16 protein-coding genes are annotated in these 18,519 nt (G+C 64.3%); 11 read left to right on the forward strand and 5 right to left on the reverse strand.

Translation table 11 applies throughout. The annotated features are described in order from the left end of the window. Positions 1–5: 5 nt before the first annotated feature. Entirely contained in the window at positions 6–1,601 is a 1,596-nt protein-coding gene (locus tag M5J20_RS05790; protein WP_253577444.1) for an SWIM zinc finger family protein, read from the reverse strand. Between the two features lie 156 nt (positions 1,602–1,757). On the opposite strand from M5J20_RS05790, the gene M5J20_RS05795 reads away from it, so the two are divergent. Together M5J20_RS05795 and M5J20_RS05800 are read left to right on the forward strand one after the other, a co-directional pair. Further along, positions 1,758–1,979, forward strand: coding sequence for a helix-turn-helix transcriptional regulator (locus tag M5J20_RS05795; protein ID WP_253577447.1), 222 nt, complete (start codon positions 1,758–1,760; stop codon positions 1,977–1,979). Beyond that, a complete protein-coding gene (locus M5J20_RS05800) occupies positions 1,970–3,121 on the forward strand; it encodes a type II toxin-antitoxin system HipA family toxin (RefSeq protein WP_253577449.1) in 1,152 nt (383 codons plus the stop codon). The genes M5J20_RS05795 and M5J20_RS05800 overlap by 10 nt, the downstream gene beginning before the upstream one ends. On the opposite strand, the gene M5J20_RS05805 is transcribed toward M5J20_RS05800, so the two are convergent. Then, positions 3,118–3,822 (reverse strand): hypothetical protein, encoded by a 705-nt coding sequence (locus M5J20_RS05805; protein ID WP_253577452.1) that lies wholly within the window; start codon positions 3,820–3,822, stop codon positions 3,118–3,120. The two genes, M5J20_RS05800 and M5J20_RS05805, sit on opposite strands and share 4 nt — an antisense overlap. Before the next feature lie 108 nt (positions 3,823–3,930). On the opposite strand from M5J20_RS05805, the gene M5J20_RS05810 reads away from it, so the two are divergent. The 3 genes from M5J20_RS05810 to M5J20_RS05820 are packed head-to-tail and all read left to right on the forward strand — an operon-like array spanning position 3,931 to position 10,235. Further along, the gene (locus M5J20_RS05810) at positions 3,931–7,080 is read left to right on the forward strand and encodes an exonuclease domain-containing protein (protein WP_253577455.1); all 3,150 of its coding nucleotides are present in this window, start codon (positions 3,931–3,933) and stop codon (positions 7,078–7,080) included. 9 nt (positions 7,081–7,089) lie between these two features. Continuing rightward, a complete protein-coding gene (locus M5J20_RS05815; RefSeq protein WP_367614897.1) occupies positions 7,090–8,496 on the forward strand; it encodes an ABC transporter transmembrane domain-containing protein in 1,407 nt (468 codons plus the stop codon). Continuing rightward, on the forward strand, positions 8,496–10,235 hold the full coding sequence (locus tag M5J20_RS05820) for an ABC transporter ATP-binding protein (protein ID WP_253577458.1): 1,740 nt from the start codon (positions 8,496–8,498) through the stop codon (positions 10,233–10,235). Before M5J20_RS05815 ends, M5J20_RS05820 begins: the two co-directional genes overlap by 1 nt. Here M5J20_RS05820 and M5J20_RS05825 read toward each other — a convergent pair. Next, a complete protein-coding gene (locus M5J20_RS05825) occupies positions 10,193–10,582 on the reverse strand; it encodes an ASCH domain-containing protein (protein WP_253577461.1) in 390 nt (129 codons plus the stop codon). The two genes, M5J20_RS05820 and M5J20_RS05825, sit on opposite strands and share 43 nt — an antisense overlap. An 85-nt stretch (positions 10,583–10,667) precedes the next feature. Here M5J20_RS05825 and M5J20_RS05830 point away from each other — a divergent pair, with 85 nt between their 5' ends. Beyond that, a complete protein-coding gene (locus M5J20_RS05830; protein ID WP_253577464.1) occupies positions 10,668–12,176 on the forward strand; it encodes an SLC13 family permease in 1,509 nt (502 codons plus the stop codon). Here the strand turns inward: M5J20_RS05830 and M5J20_RS05835 are convergent, their stop codons facing one another. Continuing rightward, a complete protein-coding gene (locus M5J20_RS05835) occupies positions 12,177–12,563 on the reverse strand; it encodes a hypothetical protein (RefSeq protein ID WP_253577467.1) in 387 nt (128 codons plus the stop codon). Here M5J20_RS05835 and M5J20_RS05840 point away from each other — a divergent pair. From M5J20_RS05840 to bioD, 5 genes are read left to right on the forward strand one after another with little or no spacing between them, the layout of a single operon-like run. Then, entirely contained in the window at positions 12,562–12,873 is a 312-nt protein-coding gene (locus M5J20_RS05840; RefSeq protein ID WP_253577470.1) for a DUF2200 family protein, read from the forward strand. The two genes, M5J20_RS05835 and M5J20_RS05840, sit on opposite strands and share 2 nt — an antisense overlap. A gap of 5 nt (positions 12,874–12,878) precedes the next feature. Continuing rightward, a complete protein-coding gene (locus tag M5J20_RS05845) occupies positions 12,879–14,015 on the forward strand; it encodes a YihY/virulence factor BrkB family protein (RefSeq protein ID WP_253577474.1) in 1,137 nt (378 codons plus the stop codon). A 9-nt stretch (positions 14,016–14,024) separates the two neighbouring features. After that, positions 14,025–14,909, forward strand: coding sequence for an SDR family oxidoreductase (locus M5J20_RS05850; protein ID WP_253577477.1), 885 nt, complete (start codon positions 14,025–14,027; stop codon positions 14,907–14,909). Further along, positions 14,909–16,171 (forward strand): adenosylmethionine--8-amino-7-oxononanoate transaminase, encoded by a 1,263-nt coding sequence (locus M5J20_RS05855; RefSeq protein WP_253577480.1) that lies wholly within the window; start codon positions 14,909–14,911, stop codon positions 16,169–16,171. The genes M5J20_RS05850 and M5J20_RS05855 overlap by 1 nt, the downstream gene beginning before the upstream one ends. After that, on the forward strand, positions 16,168–16,821 hold the full coding sequence (gene bioD, locus M5J20_RS05860) for a dethiobiotin synthase (protein ID WP_253577483.1): 654 nt from the start codon (positions 16,168–16,170) through the stop codon (positions 16,819–16,821). The genes M5J20_RS05855 and bioD overlap by 4 nt, the downstream gene beginning before the upstream one ends. Here bioD and M5J20_RS05865 read toward each other — a convergent pair. Beyond that, positions 16,818–18,404 carry a peptide chain release factor 3 gene (locus tag M5J20_RS05865; RefSeq protein ID WP_253577486.1) on the reverse strand — a complete coding sequence of 529 codons (1,587 nt, stop codon included), beginning with the start codon at positions 18,402–18,404 and terminating at the stop codon, positions 16,818–16,820. The genes bioD and M5J20_RS05865 overlap by 4 nt on opposite strands. Between the last annotated feature and the right edge of the window lie 115 nt (positions 18,405–18,519).

Here is an 18,519-nt window from a genome sequence, read left to right on the forward strand (position 1 = left end):
CGTGCTCACAGTTCGTGCGCCGCCAACGCCTCGGCCATGAACGGCCACTCGCCGAAATCCGCCTTGAACACCGCAAGCTGCCCCTCCCACTGGGCGAGGCCCTCCGCAGCGAGCAGCGGATCTTTCACATCGAGCAGCAGGCGGGTACGCAGCTGCCGCACTCTGAGCGCGACGTGGGCGGCACTCTCGCGGGTGCGCGGGAGGGGGAGCTCCGGCATGCCGGTCAACCACACCCGAAAGTAGGCATAGAGGCGGCGCACTGCGGTGACCGGGTCGCGCGGAAGCTCCACATCGACCGCCCATCTGCCCACTGCCAGCGAGTTCACGCTGTGATTTTCCACAATGAACAAGCCCTCGTCGTACAGCCCGAATTCCGTAGCGGCGGACAGCTCCCAATTGGGGTCGTTCAGCCCAAGCTCCGCCAGCGTCGTCATCACCTCGTGGTACGTCTGCCCGGGTGCCTCCAGGTACTCAAAGAACGTGCTTGTCGACGGTTGAAACCGCAACTCACGCCGCAGGAATCCGCGAACGGTATCCGCATCCACGTACTGCGCCGCCTGAAAACGAATCAGCGGGGCAGAAAGCTGCACGGGGTCGGCCGGATCGATCGCGCGCCTGAGCAACTCCTCGCACTCGGCATCGAAGTCGTTGCGTTCGAAGTACCAGAACAGCTTGTCGCGGTCGTTAAGAACCGCAGATAGCTGCTCGGCCTCGTACACGTCGTGGCGCGCCAGCGCTACATCGACTGCGACGTTCGCGTACCCCTTGGCGAATGTGCCGGTGGTGCCGCGCGCTGCTGCTGCGGCGAGGACGGCATCAAAGCCGCCGTCGTCAAGCAATGGCTCGTAATCCTCCAGATCGGGGTCGGGCAGGGTGGGCGTGAAATACTGCTTGACCAGGAAATCTGCGAGGTCGTCGACGGGCCGCTCCACCTCGCGCACAAGCTCGCGGTGCTGCTCGAGGAGCCGGGCGATGAGGCTGGTGAAGCGGTCATCGCGAAGAGCGGTCCCGTCTTCGAGCGCGAGGAAACCGATCGCCTGCTCAACCACGGTGAGCATGCTCGCGAGGTTTCCGTCACCCAGCTCGTGGCGCAGCATGCCGGCGGCGCGTTCCCAATCGGCCACCCGGTGCGTGCGGCGGGCCTCGTTCACGGCCACGATGGTGCGCCGGACGCCGCCCGGGTGATCCCGGTCAAACCACTCCGGCACCGCCAGCGTGGTGAGGAGCGGCTCTGCCTGCGGAAATTGGGAACGGAACGCATCGAGGAGCGTGACCAGCTCGGCCGCCGACATTCGGCCAAGCGCGGAGGTGAGCAGTGGATCGCGCCGTGGTGCGAGTTCGGGCAGATGCTTGACGACGGCGACCGCGTGTTTGCACCAGTCCCGTTTCACCGGGCAGGTGCAGCTCACGAACACGTTGACCGGGTCCGCCTTGAACGTGACCAGGTAAGGCTGCGTGCCGACGACCTGGGCGTGCAGCAGAGAGTCTTTCGCCTTCAAGAGGGTGATCGACTCGATAGGAATGGGTGTTACCAAGTCGCGAAAGTGCCGCTCCGCGTATTCCTGCAGCCTGCCGATGATCCACTGCTCGTCGTGTGCCATGCTTCGCACGTTATCGGGGTGCTCCGACATGGCTTGTGAGTTTGTCGAACGCGTAGGCTAGGAACGTACGCTCCGAAATGGTATTCCCTGCGCCATCTGAGTGTGCTAGTTTGGCTAAAAACGGAACGATCGATCTGAAATGAACTGGAATCCCGCATGACTCCCGCACAACTGGGTGAAATTATACGAGCCGAACGGCGAGCTAGGGGGCTCACGCAACTGGATCTCGCCGAACTTGCTGAAGTGTCCGACCGATTTGTTCGCGAATTGGAAAAGGGAAAAGCCACAGCAGAGCTCGGAAAAACCATGGCAGTGTTCGCGGTCTTGGGATTTGATCTGGTGCCGGTAGTACACCAAGGTGAGCGCGCATGGCAGTAGCAGATGTCTACGTGGCGAATGAGTGCGTCGGCTACCTCAAACACCTCGACGGAGGTCGAACAGAATTCGCGTACTTTGCCGGTGCCGCCATGCAGGTGGCGACCTCGCTTCCGATCAGCACTGAGCCAGTGATTTCTCATGGAGGAGCCCTGCCACCCTTTTTCTCGAACTTGCTGCCTGAAGGTCGCAGGCTTTCAACGCTGAAGCGCAGTGTGAAAGCTTCGCTGGATGATGAACTATCCCTGTTGCTCCCAGTTGGTTCGGACACTATCGGGGATGTGAGCGTGGTTCCCGTCGGTGAATCACCTAGCCCACCTCGAGCGAGCATTGACTTGACGGATGATCTCGACTTTTCTTCCGTCCTCTCCGAGGCGGGGGTCGTAGATCCGATTGCTCTGCCGGGTGTGCAAGACAAAGCTTCTGCGCGCACAATTGCGGCACCGGTACGCGGCGAGGAACGGAGTTACATCCTCAAAATCTCTCCGCCGGAATATCCGGCACTTGTGGAGAATGAAGCCGCCTGCCTCGACATTGTTCGCGCCGCTGGGAAAGGGTATCCAGTTGTTGAGTCAAAGCTGGTACGGGACCGGCACGGACGATCTGGGCTCTTAGTTTCCAGATTTGATCGTGTTCGGGGAACAAAGTTGCACGTCGAAGATGCTGCCCAGGTCATGGGGTTATATCCAAGCGAAAAATATGATCCCGCGATGGAAGACCTTGCTAATGCGCTCAGCCGGGTGAGTTCTTCCCCGCTGCTCACTGCTAGGTCCATCGCACTGCAGGTTGCCATAGCCTGGCTCACGGGCAATGGGGATCTGCACGCAAAGAACATTTCGCTCATGTGGGACAGAGGCGTGATTAAAGTTGCCCCTATTTACGACGTGCCTTCCACGATTCCATATGGCGACACCACGCTGGCACTCGCGGTGCAGGGAAAGAAGGACAACCTCAGCGCAAAAATCTTCCGTGCCTTCGCAGCAGACATAGGGTTGCCGCCCAAGGCCACCGAGTCGGTGATGCGCACTGCACTCTCCGCGACGGACGGTGCGGCAGACAAAATCATCGCAACTACGGATTTCGATCCGAGGAGAGCCAGGGACCTTAGGCGCGTGCTGGACTATCGACGCCGCCTGTGGCTCTAAGACGCCTGCTGGGCGGTGTACCGCTCCACCACGTCAATTGCCTGAACTAGCGCGTGGTCGATGCTCACAGCATCGATGGAGGGCAGCCGTTCGGAACGGAACTGTGGCCCCATGTTCTTGAACGGCGAGATCCGCTCGCCGGTGGATTGCGCGTGGGCGATCCGCTTGAAAATGTCGTCTAGGTGGCGGCCGACAATCTTTTGCTGCCTGCGGTTGTAAGTGCGCGGTGCGTGCGGGTTCTCGGGGCCGTAGACGTGGCCGACCAGGCGTCCGATGCGCGGGTCGAACACAAACACAGCGACTGGGAACGTCTCCGTAGTTTTCAGGTTTGGCCGGAACTCAATGGTGAAGGCGGTGTAGAGGAGCGTGTCCCCATCGTCGTTCGCGATCGCGTATGTGGCGGTTGTCATGCTCTCAGCGTCGAAAGGCATACCGCGCTTCAAGGAGAAGGCGGGATCGGTTGGCTCGCGGAACTCGATTGTGTGCTCGTCCGGTGCGTGCAGAATCGCGGCAAGCTGCTCGACCACGCGCTCTGCGTCCTCGCCATCCATCCACGACGGCGCGGACGGCGTTCCGGGCTGGGACAGTGCCAGCTCGACTTCCTGGGTTTCCAGGTCGTGAATGATCACTGCTACCCGCTCCCCATCGTCGGACGTTGAGTAAACGCTGCGGTAGAAGAGCTCATAAGGAACAAAAGTCATGGTGATTTCCCCCAAAATGTCTCGCGGTTTCGCGCGCCCCCTGCGCGCGCCGCTCGGTGGAAACCGTAGCATCGGTCAGTGTTGCGTGCAGGGGATACAGTGAACTGCATGACTGATGCACCCGGGTTCGCCGTACTTGACTTGGAAACGACCGGGTTTGGGGGTACGGATCGCGTCATCGAGATCGGTGTCGTGCACCTCGCGCCAGACTTGTCGGTAGAGCGCACGTGGGAGACTCTGGTGCAGCCGAACCGAGACATTTCCAACACGTTTGTGCACGGCATTTCTGCCACCGACGTGGTGGGTGCGCCGCTGTTTGCGGATATTGCCAATGACCTTGCGGCGCTGCTGCAAGGCAGGATTCCCGTCGCCCACAACGCGCAGTTTGAGCGTCGGTTCCTCACCATCGAGTTCCGTCGCCTGGGTGTGTCTACCGAGTTCACGCAGAGCCCGTGGCTGGACACCATGGAGCTGTCTCAGCGGCTGCTTGGGGTGGGGAAGTTGGAGGACGCGCTCCATCAAGTCGGGTTGAGAAACCGTGCCGCGCACTCCGCCCTCGCGGACGCCGAGGCGACCGCAGCACTCTTGGCTCACCTCGCCGCGCAGCACACCATCACCATCTCGGGTATCCCGCCGGTGGAGATCCCAGACGTCGGGGCGCCGAGCGGTACTGCTGTGGTTCTTCGCGGGGAGCGCAATTCGCAGCGGATCAGCCACCTGGTTCGTGCTACTCCGGCCGCCGCCGAGGCTGATTCCCCTGACCTCAACCACTACCGCGAACTTTTGCGCGAGGCGCTCACCCAACGCACGCTGGACAACCCCGAGCTCGCTGCTTCCGCAGCACGCTTGCCGACGGCGGACATCAACGACCTCCACGAAGAGTTCCTCCGCCAACTCGCCATCGAGGCCTGGATGGACGGCATCATCACCGCAGACGAGCGGGCGGAGATCGTCGCGATTGCTGCACACCTCGGCATCGATCCAACGCTCGTCGAGACGCTCCTCGCCGCCCCCGCCTCAACCCGAGACCTCAAACTCGAAGCCGGCGACGCGGTGGCGTTCACAGGTTCGCTTGATCTCCCCCGCGCGACGTGGGAGGAGCGGGTCCGAGGGTACGGCTTCACGGTCAGCCAGGTGACGAAAACAACCCGTCTCCTCGTGGCTGCCAACGTGGACTCGATGAGCGGGAAGGCAAAACGCGCCCGGAAATACAGCATACCCATCATCACCGAGGCGGAGTTCGCCCAGCTGCTGTGGCGCTTCCACGTTCCGGGGATGGAGATTGTGGCCTCTCAGGACGACCACGATCCGCAGCAGTGGTCTCGGTTTGCGTGGCTTGCTGAGGAGCCTGAAACGGCCACGTTTACCAGTCCCGCCGTGGCAGCCGTCTGGATCAACCGTTACCCCTCCCGGCCGCTGCACCACATCAGTTCAGTGCTGCCGGTGGACACGGTCATTGATCTCTCCAACTCCAGCGCCGAGCGCGCAGCTCGCGCCTGGCTCGATCGTTTCCCCCGCATGTTGGAAGCAACGGTGGAAGATCTCCGCGACTTACCCGGCGTTGGTTCGAAGCGCCTCGCGTCACTTGTAGAGGCGGTTGTTCTCGCTGCACTTGATGCGCAGGAGGTGCTGAGCACCGACGTGTACATGGAGGACACCACGCCTGCGCCCGAGTGGGCGCCGCAGGATGCCGACGCCGACCTGCTCGTCCTTGCTGGGTGGCATGAGCTGCAGACAGGAGCTCCTATCGATCCGCGCCTCAGTGCCGCGTTGCCGCAACTGTCCGCGGCAGTGGCGCAGCGCGACGCCATCGAGGAGCTGTTCAAACGCTGCGTGGACGACCTCGAGCGTGCGTGCGCGAACGATGAGCGCTTCCGCATTATTGCTCGACGACGTTTCTTTGAAGACGCCACCCTCGAAGAAATCGGCCAGGAGTTCGGGGTTACGCGTGAGCGAATCCGCCAACTCGTGCAGCAACTCACCGCATCCTATCGACGCGATAGCGAGCTGACGCAAGCCGTGGCCCAGGTGATCGCAACCAGGATTGGGCCGATGCAACTGCGCTCCCGAATCGAAGCAGAGCTGCCCCAACTCTCGGCCGACGCTGGGTTCGGCGGCTCCTACGGCGATTATTTCCGCCTGGCGAGCGGGCAGTGGGAGGAAAACGGTCAGTGGCTCGGCTCGATTGGTTTTGTCACGCGCGCTGAAGAGACACTCCAGCAGCTGGACAACGGCTACGGCGTGGTGAGCATCCCGGAACTCGCGGATGCCCTCGGGATCCCGCCAGAGGACGCAACACACTGGCTGGCAGAACAACCGAACGTGGCCGCGCTCCCGGGCACTGATGTGGTGGTGCGGGCACGCAGCCACCAAGACCGCGCCGTCGGCGTGCTCGCCTTGGCCGGTACGCCGCTCACGATCGAGGAGATTGCGCAGCGGATCGGGAGCGACGCGCCCGTGCGCTCGATCAGCAACGCGCTGAGCGCGGATGCCAGGGTAGTGAAGGTCAGCACCGCGACGTGGGCACTCAAAGACTGGGGGCTGGCGGAGTTTTCCACCATCTTCGATTGGATCGGCGAGCGCATCGATGCAGGTGGCGGCTCTGTGACGCTGCAGCAACTTCTCGCGGAGGCCCCGGCGCTGCGGATCAGCCCATCCTCCGTCATGGCTTACGCAAATAGCGCCGGCTACCGCGTGGAAGACGGCACGGTCACCCGCGATGCCGCGACAGCTGAGGTCATTGAGGATGACCCTCAGGACTCCCGCGATATGTACTTGCGTGATGGGCAGTGGCATCTTTTACTCACTGTCACCTCTGACCATCTCCGCGGTTCTGGGTTCGCCGTTCCCCGCGGCGTTGCGGGGATCTATCACGTGCCGGTTGATGCCGCGGTGGAGATTCCCAGCCGCCTTGGGCCGCAGTCGGTGCGAGTGAATAAGTTGAAGCAGCCCACCACCGGCACGATCCGCCGCTTCCTCCTCGAGCTTGGAGCGCAGGAAGGGGATCGGGTGTGGCTGCGCTACGACGCTGAGTTCGATGTCATCCCGGCACCGCGCGAGCGGCGATCAGAGACCGGGCTTGGGGTCATCTTGGATCGGATGGGGCTGGATATTGCGCTCGCTGCTGAGCCAGACGCGGCGCTTGCCGCCATCAACACTGCGCTGGGCCTGGCAGCGGATGCCCCGCGGCGCCGCACTGTCGCCGTCTTCGGGCACCGGCGCCAAGACGAGCTCGCCGACATCATCCGTTCGCTCTAAGGATGAAACGTGCAGTACACCCCGCCGAAACTTCCCTCCCCGGACGATCCCCGCTGGCTGATCAAGACGTTGAACAGCCGGTGGCGCTACTCCGTCCCCGCGGCGCTCGGCATCACCCTGATGATGGTCACCAACGCATCCGCGCCTGTGATCGTCGGCAGGGCAATCGATAGCGCCATCGCCACGCAATCCGTCGCCGATCTCAAGCGCTACATTGTTCTCCTCGCCGCCGTCATGCTGCTCGGCGCGATAGGCGGGTGGTTCGGCCGCGGCTGGCTGTCCAAGGCTGTGCTCACCGTCGGCCACGATCTGCGTATGGCCGTCACCGGCCGGATCCTCGATCCGCGAGGCGTGGGCGGCACCCGCTACACCCCGGGTGAGCTGCTCTCCATCGCATCCACCGATGTCAAACGCGTCTCAGAGGCCGTTTTTCTCATGGTCTTCCCGGTGGGGCACCTGCTTACCATCGCGTACGTGGCTTACGTCGTGGGTGCGATCCACCTGCCGCTCGGCATCGCGATCCTGGCCGGCGGGCCGCTGGTTGTCTTCGGCACCATGGCGGCTGGCAAACCACTGCGCCGCACGTCCGGTGCGCGGCAAAGGGCGCTTGCGGATGCCGCCGCCACAGCCACCGATGTCGTCGAGGGCCTGCGCATCATCAAGGGGCTCGGCGCCGTTGATGTGGTGAGTGGCCGCTACAAGCAAGCGTCGGCACGCGCACGCGACACCACGATTCGCGCGAACGCTTCGCACGCGAAGCTCGATGCCACTACCGAGGCCCTGGGCACGCTGTACGTGATCGCCACCTCCCTGCTCGCAGCGGTGTTCACAGTGCGAGGGGTGATCAGCATCGGCGACCTCATCACCATCATCGGCATCACCCAATTCGTGATCACGCCCATGACCTTCCTGGGTAAGCACATCGCCGCGCGTTGGGCCCCGGCTCAGGCGAGCGCCGCGCGCATCACCGAGCTGCTCCTTGCGCCCCCGCTTTTCGACGCTTTCTTCACACCCCCCTCCTTCCCGCCCGGCCTGACAGTAATCGACCAACCGCCACCCGCAGACCTCGCCCAGATTGATCCGGCGAAGGCGCTTGTTGCACCCCACGCCGCCCACATCTTCGAAGGCGGCGTGCTGGACAATGTTGCCGACGACCCGGATGCCGCCCGCGCGGCACTTGACGTTGCGGCGGGCGGCGACATCCTCGGCCCCGGGCTCTCTGGCGGCCAGCGGCAACGCGTGGCTCTCGCCCGCGCCATCGCCGCCGACCCCGACGTGCTCATCCTCCAGGACCCGACCACCGCCGTGGATTCCGTCACTGAGCAGGCCATCGCCGAGAACGTGGCCGCGCACCGCGCCGGGCGCACCACCGTGGTCTATACCTCCTCGCTGGCTTGGAAGGCGGTGGCGGAGTAGTGCGTTTCCCCACCGCAACAGGTGCCGAGGTGCGCCGTGAAGTCTCCCGCCAGCTCAGCGAGCTGCCCCAGGCGCGTGCACGCTTTTGGGCGTCTGTCCTCGTGCTCTCGTTGGGCGCAGCTGCGTCGATGGCGGTGCCGCTGCTTCTTGGCCGGGTGGTGGACGTGGTGCTCGAGGGTGGCAGTGACATTCTCGTCATCGGCCTCCTTGTCTCGCTCGCCGCGGTGGTCAGCGCCAGCCTCAACGCCGCAGGCTTCTACATCCTCTCCACCGTCGCCGAGCGCGCTATCGCCAACCTCCGCGAAGACATGGTGGATACCGCCCTCCACCTGCCGACCCACCAGGTGGAAGAAGCGGGCTCCGGCGACCTGTTGTCACGCTCCACCGATGATGTCGCCGAGCTCTCCAGCTCCATCTCTGAGGCTCTCCCGGCCGTCACCTCCGCCGTGTTTGTGCTGGTGGCAACAGCAATCACGCTGGTCGGCCTCGACCCGTACTACCTCGTCGTCCCCCTCATTGCCGCACCCGCGTATTACCTCAGCTTCCGCCAGTACCTCAAGTCCGCGCCCGAGCGTTACGCCAAGGAACGCGCATCGATGGCGGAGCGCGCAACCAGGGTGCTCGAGTCGATCCAAGGGTTGGAGACGCTGCACGCGTTCCGTCGCGAAGCAAAGGCCCAAGAACGCATCGGGGAGGCCTCTTACCGAGTTGTCGAGAACGGCTACGCCGCGCGGCGCACCATGATGGTCACCCAATCGCAAATGGCCGCGATCGAAGCTGCGATGCTGATCGCCGGCCTCGTCATGAGCTACCTCGCCGTCCGCAACGGCCAGCTCACCATCGGCGAGGTCACCGGCGCGATGATGATCATCATCCGCATCAAACGCCCCATGATGGGCATCATCCACACCCTTGACACCGTCAATTCCGGCTACGCGTCGCTGGCGCGCATCGTCGGCGTCGTGCACAACCCGCCGCCGCGCGTACCCGACAGCGGCGCACCCCAGCCCAGCGGCGAGGCGGACCTTCGCGATGTCAATTTCGCCTACGACGGCGGCTGGGCCGTCCGCGACATCACCTTCCACGTCGCGCCGGGGGAGAAGGTCGCCCTTGTCGGTGCGTCCGGTGCCGGCAAAAGCACGGTCGCCGCGCTGCTCGCGGGTCTACGCGTCCCCGATTCGGGGCACGTGCTTATCGACGCCACCCCCGTCACCACCTTGTCCGATTCCGAACGAGTCGCCCGCCTCGCGCTCGTGTCTCAAGACGTGCACGTGTTCTCGGGGACGTTGCGGGAGGATATGAGCGTCGCCAAGCCTGGTGCGAGCGACACCGAGCTACGCGCGGCGCTGGATGCCGTCGGCGCTGATTGGTTCGCGGACTTGCCCGATGGCCTCGACACCGTCGTCGGGTCTCGCGGCGAACGCCTCGATCCCGTGCAGGCGCAACAGCTCGCGCTTGCCCGCATTTTTCTGATGGACCCAGCAATTGTGGTGATGGACGAGGCAACTGCCGAAGCCGGATCCGCCGGTGCGGGCGAGTTGGAACACGCCGCCCGCGCTATCACCGACGGCCGCTCCAGCGTCGTCATCGCCCACCGTCTCGACCAAGCCGCCGACGCGGACCTCATTCTGGTTATGGACGCAGGCAGAATCGTCGAGCGTGGCACCCACGAAGAGCTCCTCGGCCTCGGCGGGCGCTACGCCAAGCTCTGGGGAGCGTGGTCGCGGGGGAGGGTATAGACCAGCTCAAAGGTCTCGCACTGCACGATTTCGTCTTCGCTGAAACCCGGATCTACCGAGGTGAAGAAGTCCTTGTGCTCGCTCCGCCAGTATTCCAAGGACAGGTCGCCTTCACCTTCCGATGCCGCGAATTCCGCATTCACATCGTTGAACGGCACCTGCTCGACGCGCACGTAGCGAATGACCGCGGCGGGTTCCCCGCGGCCGTCGAGAATCGTGTCCTCGACACCTACCCGCACATCCGGGTCGCAGGGCCAGCTTGTTGTGCCGGTCTTGGCGCCGGACAGCACCAGCGACAGCAACGTGTCCGCCATTTCCGGCGTGTTTCCGAATGCGAATGCAGCCACGAGAATCACATTAGAGCGACCTTCTCGGAGCCTGTGGAAGGGGTTACAGTGAGAAATAGCACTTTAATATTTGAGGAGGTTCTCCGTGAGTACCGCAGTTACCGAAGCCAAGCCGCCAACGCCTGCAAGTACTACTCAGGAGCGCAGCCGAGGCAAAAACATCGCGTTTTTCCTCTCCTTCGCCGCGTTGATCGCGGTGCTCCTCATCCCGATTCCGGGCCTCGACTGGCCGGGCAAGATTGCGCTGGCGATGCTGGCCTTCGCCGTGATCATGTGGGTGTCCGAGGCCGTCTCCTACCCGGTCAGTGCAGTGATGATCATCGGACTGATCTCGCTCATGCTCACCTTCGCGCCCGATCCCGATGATCCGGGCAAGCTGATCGGCGCCAAAACGGCGCTGAGCACCGCAATGGCGGGCTTCTCCTCGTCCGCCGTCGCCCTGGTCGCCGCCGCGCTCGCGCTCGCAACCGCCATGCAGGCCACCGGCCTGCACCGGCGCCTCGCCCTGTACGTGCTCAAGTTTGCGGGCGAGAAGGTGTCGCACATCGTCATCGGCGCGATCGTCATTTCCATCATCCTGGCGTTCTTCGTGCCGTCGGCAACCGCCCGCGCGGGCGCCGTGGTCCCGATTTTGTTGGGCATGGTCGCCGCCTTCGGCCTCCCCACGGACTCAAAGCTTTCGGCACTCCTGATCATCACCGCAACGCAGGCCGTCTCCATCTGGAACGTGGGCATTAAGACCGCGGCCGCTCAAAACCTCGTCGCCGTCGGCTTCATTGAGGATCAGATGGGTCAGACCATTTCCTGGGGCCAGTGGTTCCTGTGGGCCGCCCCGTGGTCGGTCCTGATGTCCATTGCGCTGTACTTCATCATGCGCTGGGCCATCAAGCCGGAGACGGAATCGATTACGGGCGGAAAAGAGCTCGTCGAAAAGCAAATTGCGGAGATGGGCCCGATGTCCGGCGCCGAGAAGCGCCTCACCGCCATCGCTGTGGTCCTGTTGTTCTTCTGGGCCACGGAGGGTGTGCTGCACCCGCTGAGCTCGGAGATCACCACGATTGTCGCGGTGGGCATCATGCTCCTGCCGGGCATCGGTGTCATGACGTGGAAATACGCCCAAGAAAAGATCAACTGGGGCACGCTCATCGTCTTCGCTGCGGGTATCTCGCTCGGCTCGTTCCTGCTGAAAACGGGCGCGGCGACCTGGCTCTCCGAGGTCACGTTCGGCGCCATCGGCCTCGATTCCATGCCGATCTTGGCGACGATTGCGCTGGTCTCCCTCTTCAACATCATCATCCACCTGGGCTTCGCCTCCGCCACCTCGCTGGCATCCGCGCTGATCCCGGTCTTCATCGCGCTCGCCGCGACGCTCAGCGTGCCTAACGACGGCGTCGGCTTCGTGATCATCCAGCAGTTCGTGATCTGCTTCGGCTTCCTGCTGCCGGTTTCCGCGCCGCAGAACATGCTCGCCTACGGTACGGGCGCGTTCACCCCGCAGCAGTTCCTCCGCACCGGTATCCCGCTCACCATCATCGGCTACCTGCTGATCCTGCTGCTCTCCGCAACCTATTGGAACTGGATCGGGTTGGTGTAGCTACTCCAACACCAGCCCGAGGTGGATACTTTCCAGCTCGTGCTCACCCGGCCCCGCGGGTAGCGCCTGCAGCTCGCGGGCGGTGGCGGGGGACACAGGTATGATCCAGCCGTGTTTCGGGTCGAGCACTGGGGCTTCGGCGCTTTTCGACGGCACAAATGTCACCGCGCGTTCGTCATGGGCAACGAATTGCACCGCGCCGCGCATGCCCCGAAGCTCCTCGAGCACGACGGGGGTGGTGGTGAGAATGACAATTTTCTCGTCGGTATCGGGGGAGAGGTTGGCGGTGTGGATGTGCAGCACCGGCACCTCCACGCGCCCATACGAAGTCGGCATTTCCACCAACCGCTCCCGCCCTGAACCCCGCACCCAGTCCATGAAACCCATGCGGGCGAGTGTAATTGCGTACGCTCGCACTCGCGAGGAGCTCGATGACATCCTCGGCTGGTTTTCGGGCCTGACCGCAGACCAGCTCCACGCAGCCGCTGACTCGGAGCAAACACTTGGTGATTTCGTGCGAACTACCGCCCGCATCACCGAAAACGCCGAACTTATCACCGGCAGCATCTGTGGGGTGAAGGTGCAGGAAGTGGAGGACCCGACGATGCGAGCGATTCGCCAGATGGACAAGATCGTCGACGAGCTGGCAAAGGGCAAGGCTTCTGACAAGATCAAACGCTCAGGCCCCCTAGAGTAGGACGCATGTCAGAGCCCGCGCCGCCTCCAGAATCCACCTCCTACCGCGCCGAGCTGATCATGCCCTACGGCGTCGGCGAGGTGGACCTCGTGCCGCCAGACGCCAAACATGTCGATCCCCTGGCTCGGAGCAATCGGCTTACCAAACCCGGCTGGAAGCTGGTGTTCAAGCGCGTCATCGCCGACTGGGGTGCGGACGCCATGGTGGACCGCGGGGCGACGCTGACGTACTACTCGGTGCTCTCGGTCGCGCCGATGCTACTTGCCGCCTATTCCATTGCGTCCCTGCTGTTGCGCCGCCAAGAGGACGTGGCGAACTCGCTCATGGCCGATGTCATCCACACCTACGTGCCGACAGAGCTCCAACCCCAGGCGTTCAACCTGCTTTCTAGCATCATTGGCACGGCGGCCCAGAGCACGGTCGCGCTGACCATCTCGCTCATCATCTCGCTGCTGTCAGCCTCGGCGTACGTGCGCTCTTTTTCCCGCAACGCGAACCTGATCTACGGCCGCACGGAGGGCCGCAACATTTTCGTCACGTGGATCACCATGTGGATCATCACGCTGGTGATGGTTGCCGGCGGCGTCATCATCGTCCTCGGCGCGCTGCTCACCGACTCGATTGTCCAGGCAGTCCTCGGCCCGATCGCGAAACCGCTCAAGCTCGAGGGCACCCTTGAGTACCTCACCAGTATTTTCCTGCCCGTCTGGTCCTACCTGCGCGGGCCGGTCATCCTAATCACCGCGATTGCCTTGGTGAGCATCCTGTACTACCTCGCCCCCAACGTGAAGCCGGGGCGGTTCCGCCTGCTCACACTGGGCTCAACGCTGGCGCTCACCGTGGTCATCCTCATCTGGGTCGCATTCACGTGGTACCTGAGCAATATCGGCATCCGCACCACTTACGGTGCCTTCGGTACCGTGCTGGTCATCCTCGGTCTCATCTGGGTGATGAACATCGTGCTGCTTGAGGGCGTAAAGATCGACGCGGAGGTCTTGCGCGCCAAAGAGATCCAAGTCGGCATCGATTCCTCCCGCGTCATCCACGCCGCGCCCCGCTCGAACGCGGGTGCCGCGTGGCGCTTGCAGCTGGAACGCTGGATTGACAAATCAGTGGCGGAGATCGAGGCGCAGCGCGAGTAGGGTGGCCGCATGGCACTCATTGATCCCCGCACGAAGTACCCGTCCCAGTTCCCCAAGGAGGGGCGCCAAGAAAATCCCGGTCTTGACGTGGCCATGACCACCGAGCCGGATCTCGGCCTGTCCACGTACAAGGGCTCCGGCAAGCTGGAGGGCCGCCGCGCGCTGATCACCGGCGGCGATTCCGGCATCGGCGCGGCCACGGCAATCGCGTTCGCGCGCGAGGGTGCCGATGTTGCCATCGCGTACCTCCCGGAGGAGCAGGAGGACGCGGACCGCATCATCGCCGCGATCGAAGATGCTGGCCAGAAGGCTGTCGGCATCCCGGGTGATCTGACTGACCGCGAGACCTGCACCGCGACCGTCGAAAAGGCGGTGGAGGCACTCGGCAGCCTCGACATTTTGGTCAACAACGCCTCCCGCCAGGTCTACAACGAGGGCCTCCTCGATATTTCGGACGAGGACTTCGACGCAACGATGAAGACCAACATCTACTCCGCCTTTTACATCACGAAGCAAGCGGTGCCGCACATGCCGCCGGGATCCTCCATTATCTTCTCCACCTCCATCCAGGCGTACGACCCCTCCCAGCCGCTCCTTGATTACGCCATTACAAAGGCCGCGTTCAACAATTTCGCCAAGGGGCTGTCTCAGGAGCTGCTGAAGGAGCGAGGCATCCGTGTCAACGCCGTCGCGCCGGGCCCGATTTGGACCGTGATCCAGCCCGCCGAAGGCCAGCCCGAGGAGAAGGTGGACACCTTCGGCCAGGACTCGGACATGGGCCGCCCGGGCCAGCCGGCGGAGTTGGCCGGCGCGTACGTCTTCCTCGCTTCCGAGGACGCGTCGTACATTTCCGGCGAGACCCTGGCAGTCACGGGCGGCCGCCTCACCCCGTAATGGAGCACGTCGACACCGCCGCCATCGACGCGGCCCACATTTGGCACCCCTACGCGGAACCCGGCCTGTTCGCGTATCCCGTCGCGTCTGCGCGCGGCACCCGCATCACACTCGAGGACGGCCGCGAGCTCATCGACGCCATGAGCTCCTGGTGGGCCGTCATCCACGGCCACTCCAACCCGCGCTTGGTCGCCGCCGCAAAAGCCCAGATCGACCAGATGAGCCACGTCATGTTCGGCGGGCTCACCCACGCGCCGGCAGCGCGCCTCACCAAGCGCTTGCTTTCGCTTACCGACGGCACCTTCAACCAAGTCTTCTTCTCTGACTCAGGCTCCGTCGCCGTCGAAGTCGCCATGAAAATGGCGCTGCAGTACGCGCGAGGCTGCGGCCACCCGGAACGCACAACCTTCCTCACTTGGCGCTCCGGCTACCACGGCGACACATTCGCGACGATGAGCGTGTGCGATCCCGAGGGCGGCATGCACTCCTTCTGGGGTAACGCCCTCAAGCGGCAGGTGTTTGCGCCTGCGCCGCCGGTGATGGGGGCGTCGGCAAGCGAGCGCTCCGCCTACCTCGAGCAGTTCGCGGCGCTGATCACCGCGGACATCACCGGCGTGATCATCGAGCCCGTGGTGCAGGGTGCCGGCGGCATGCGCTTCCACGACCCCGAGCTGGTCGCCGGGGTGCGGATGCTTTGCGACGATTTCGGGATCCCCCTCATCGCCGACGAAATCGCGACCGGTTTCGGGCGCTCGGGGGTGCTGTTCACCACGTTGTCGAATGGCGTTGTGCCCGACATTATGTGCGTGGGCAAGGCGCTGACCGGCGGGTTCATGTCGCTGGCCGCAACCCTCGCCACGCAGAAGATCGCCACCGGCATGGAGCCGCGGGCGCTCATGCACGGCCCGACGTTCATGGGCAACCCGCTCGCGTGTGCGGTGGCGGCGGAATCGCTGGCGATCATCGAGGAAGGCGGCTGGCGCGAACAAGTGCCGGCAATCGAAAGGGGCCTCCGCGAGGGGCTCGAGCCACTGCGCAGCAAACCCGGCGTCGCCGACGTGCGCGTCCTCGGCGCGATCGGCGTGGTGGAGATGGAGCACAACGTGCCGATGCGCGAGGTCACCGAGGCTGCGATGGCAGAGGGTGTGTGGATCCGCCCCTTCGGTCGCCTCATCTACACCATGCCGCCGTACGTCTGTACCGAGGCCGAAGTGCATCAGATTTGCCGCGGCATCGCGGCGGGAGTGGAGGAGTTCTCATGATCATCGCCGTGACCGGCACGAACACGGACGTGGGCAAGACCGTGGCCACCGCCGCGCTCGCCAGCGTGCTTGCGCAGCGCGGCCAAGATGTCGTCGCCGTCAAGCCGATCCAGACTGGCGAAGCACCCGGAGAGGGCGACGCGTCCACGGTGGCGAAGCTCGCCGGCATCGAGACGTTCGAGCGCTGGCGCTACCCCGAACCGCTTGCCCCGAACCTCGCCGCGCGCCGCGCCGGCATCGAAACTCCCAGTGTCGAGGAGGTCGCCGAGTGGGTGCGCAGCCTCGACGCACCCGACCGCACCGTGCTCGTGGAAGGTGCCGGCGGCTTGCTCGTCCGGCTTGCCGACGATTACACCCTCGTCGACCTCGCCACAGCTCTCAGCGCACCGCTTGTGGTAGTGACGTCGCTGGGCCTCGGCAGCCTCAATCTCGCCGAACTTACCTGTGTCCAGGCCCGCGCCCACGGCCTCGAGGTGCTCGGCCTGATCGGCGGGAGCATGCCGGAGCACCCCGACCTGGCGACGAGACTGAACGTTCAGGAACTGCCCGTCGTCACGCAGGCGCCCTATTGGGGCCACCTCCCAGCCGGCGCAGGCCAGCTCACCCGCGAGGCATTCGCGCAGGTCGCGCTGGAATCGCTGCGCTTTTAGTCCGCGACCAGCGGCTCCATGGTGAGCTCCGGGTGCTCCTTCTCCACGAACGCGAGCTTCCACTTATCGCCGAAGAGCGCGATAAGCTCGCCGTCGGAGCGGGTGAAGATTTCCACGCCGCGCTGCCTGCCAAGCTCCGGCGCACTCGCCGCGTCGGTGCGGCGTGCCACGGAGTACGGCACCGGCTCGGTGACGGTCTCCACGTTGTACTCGACATCCATGCGGGCCTGCATGACCTCGAACTGCATCGGGCCGACCGCCGCCATGACCGGAGCTGCGTCGCCGCGGAGATCGTTGCGCAGAATCTGCACCACGCCCTCCGCGTCCAGCTGTTCCAAGCCCTTGCGGAACTGCTTGTACTTGCCAAGCGACTTCGCGCGCAGGGTGCGGAAGTGCTCCGGGGCGAACTGCGGCATCGGCGCGAACTGCACCTTCTTGCCTGCGTAGATGGTGTCGCCCGGTGCCAGCGAGCCGGCGTTGACCAGGCCGATGATGTCGCCCGGGTACGCCGTCTCCACCGTGTCGCGGTTGCGGCCGAACACGGTCAGGGCGTACTTCGTCGAGAACGTGCGCCCCGACTGCGCGTGCGTGACCTGCATGCCGCGGTCAAATTCGCCACTCACCACGCGCATGAATGCGAGGGTGTCGCGGTGGTTGCGGTCCATGCCTGCTTGGACTTTGAACACGACGCCGGAGAAAGCGTCGTCTAGCTCTCGCTCCTCCTTGCCCTCAGGGGAGGGAGCAATGGCGCAGAGCGTGTCCAGGATCTGGTGCACGCCGAAGTTCAGCATCGCGGAGGCGAAGATGATGGGGGAGGTGACGCACTGCTCGAAAAGCTGCTGGTCGTGCACGGCGCCGTCGTCGAGCAGGAGCGCGGCCTCCTCGACGGCGGTCTCCCACGCGTCGCCCTCCTTGGCTTCGGCCTCACCGGGGGAGTAGTGCTCCTCCGGCGCGATGGTCGAGCCGCCGGCGGTGCGGATGAAGTGCACGTAGCCGTCGATTTCGCCGTCTTCGGACACGTGCGCGAGGCCGCGGAAATCGCCCGCCTCGCCGACCGGCCAGTACAGCGGAGTGGGCTGCAGGTCGATTTCAGTGACGATTTCGTCGACCAGTTCGAGCGGCTCGCGGCCGACGCGGTCCCACTTGTTCACCACCGTGACAATCGGCAGGCCTCGCGCTTTGCACACGCGGAAGAGCTTGAGGGTTTGCGGCTCGAGGCCCTTGGCGGCGTCGATGAGCATCACCGCGGCGTCGACGGCGGAGAGCACGCGGTAGGTGTCCTCCGAGAAGTCGGCGTGACCCGGCGTGTCCACGAGGTTGATCACGTACGGCTCGCCCTCGTGGCCCTCGGGCGAGTATTCGAATTGGAGCGCCGACGACGCGATGGAAATGCCGCGGTCCTTCTCCATCTCCATCCAGTCCGACACCGTGGACTTGCGCCCCGCCTTGCCGTGCACCGCACCCGCCTCCGAAATCACGTGCGCGTGCAGGGCCAGCGCCTCCGTCAGCGTCGACTTACCGGCGTCCGGGTGGGCGATGACGGCGAATGTGCGACGGCGCTTGGCTTCGGCGAGGGTGCTCATAGCCTTGCGATTCTACGTACTATCGGCCGCATGACTGTTATCGGTGTATTCCTGGGTTCCGTCCGCGAGGGCCGTTTCGGCCAGCACCCCGCGCTGGACAAAATGCTCGGCGACT

This window comes from Corynebacterium stercoris, assembly GCF_024160105.1.
In the GTDB taxonomy this organism is placed as follows: Bacteria; Actinomycetota; Actinomycetes; order Mycobacteriales; family Mycobacteriaceae; genus Corynebacterium; species Corynebacterium stercoris.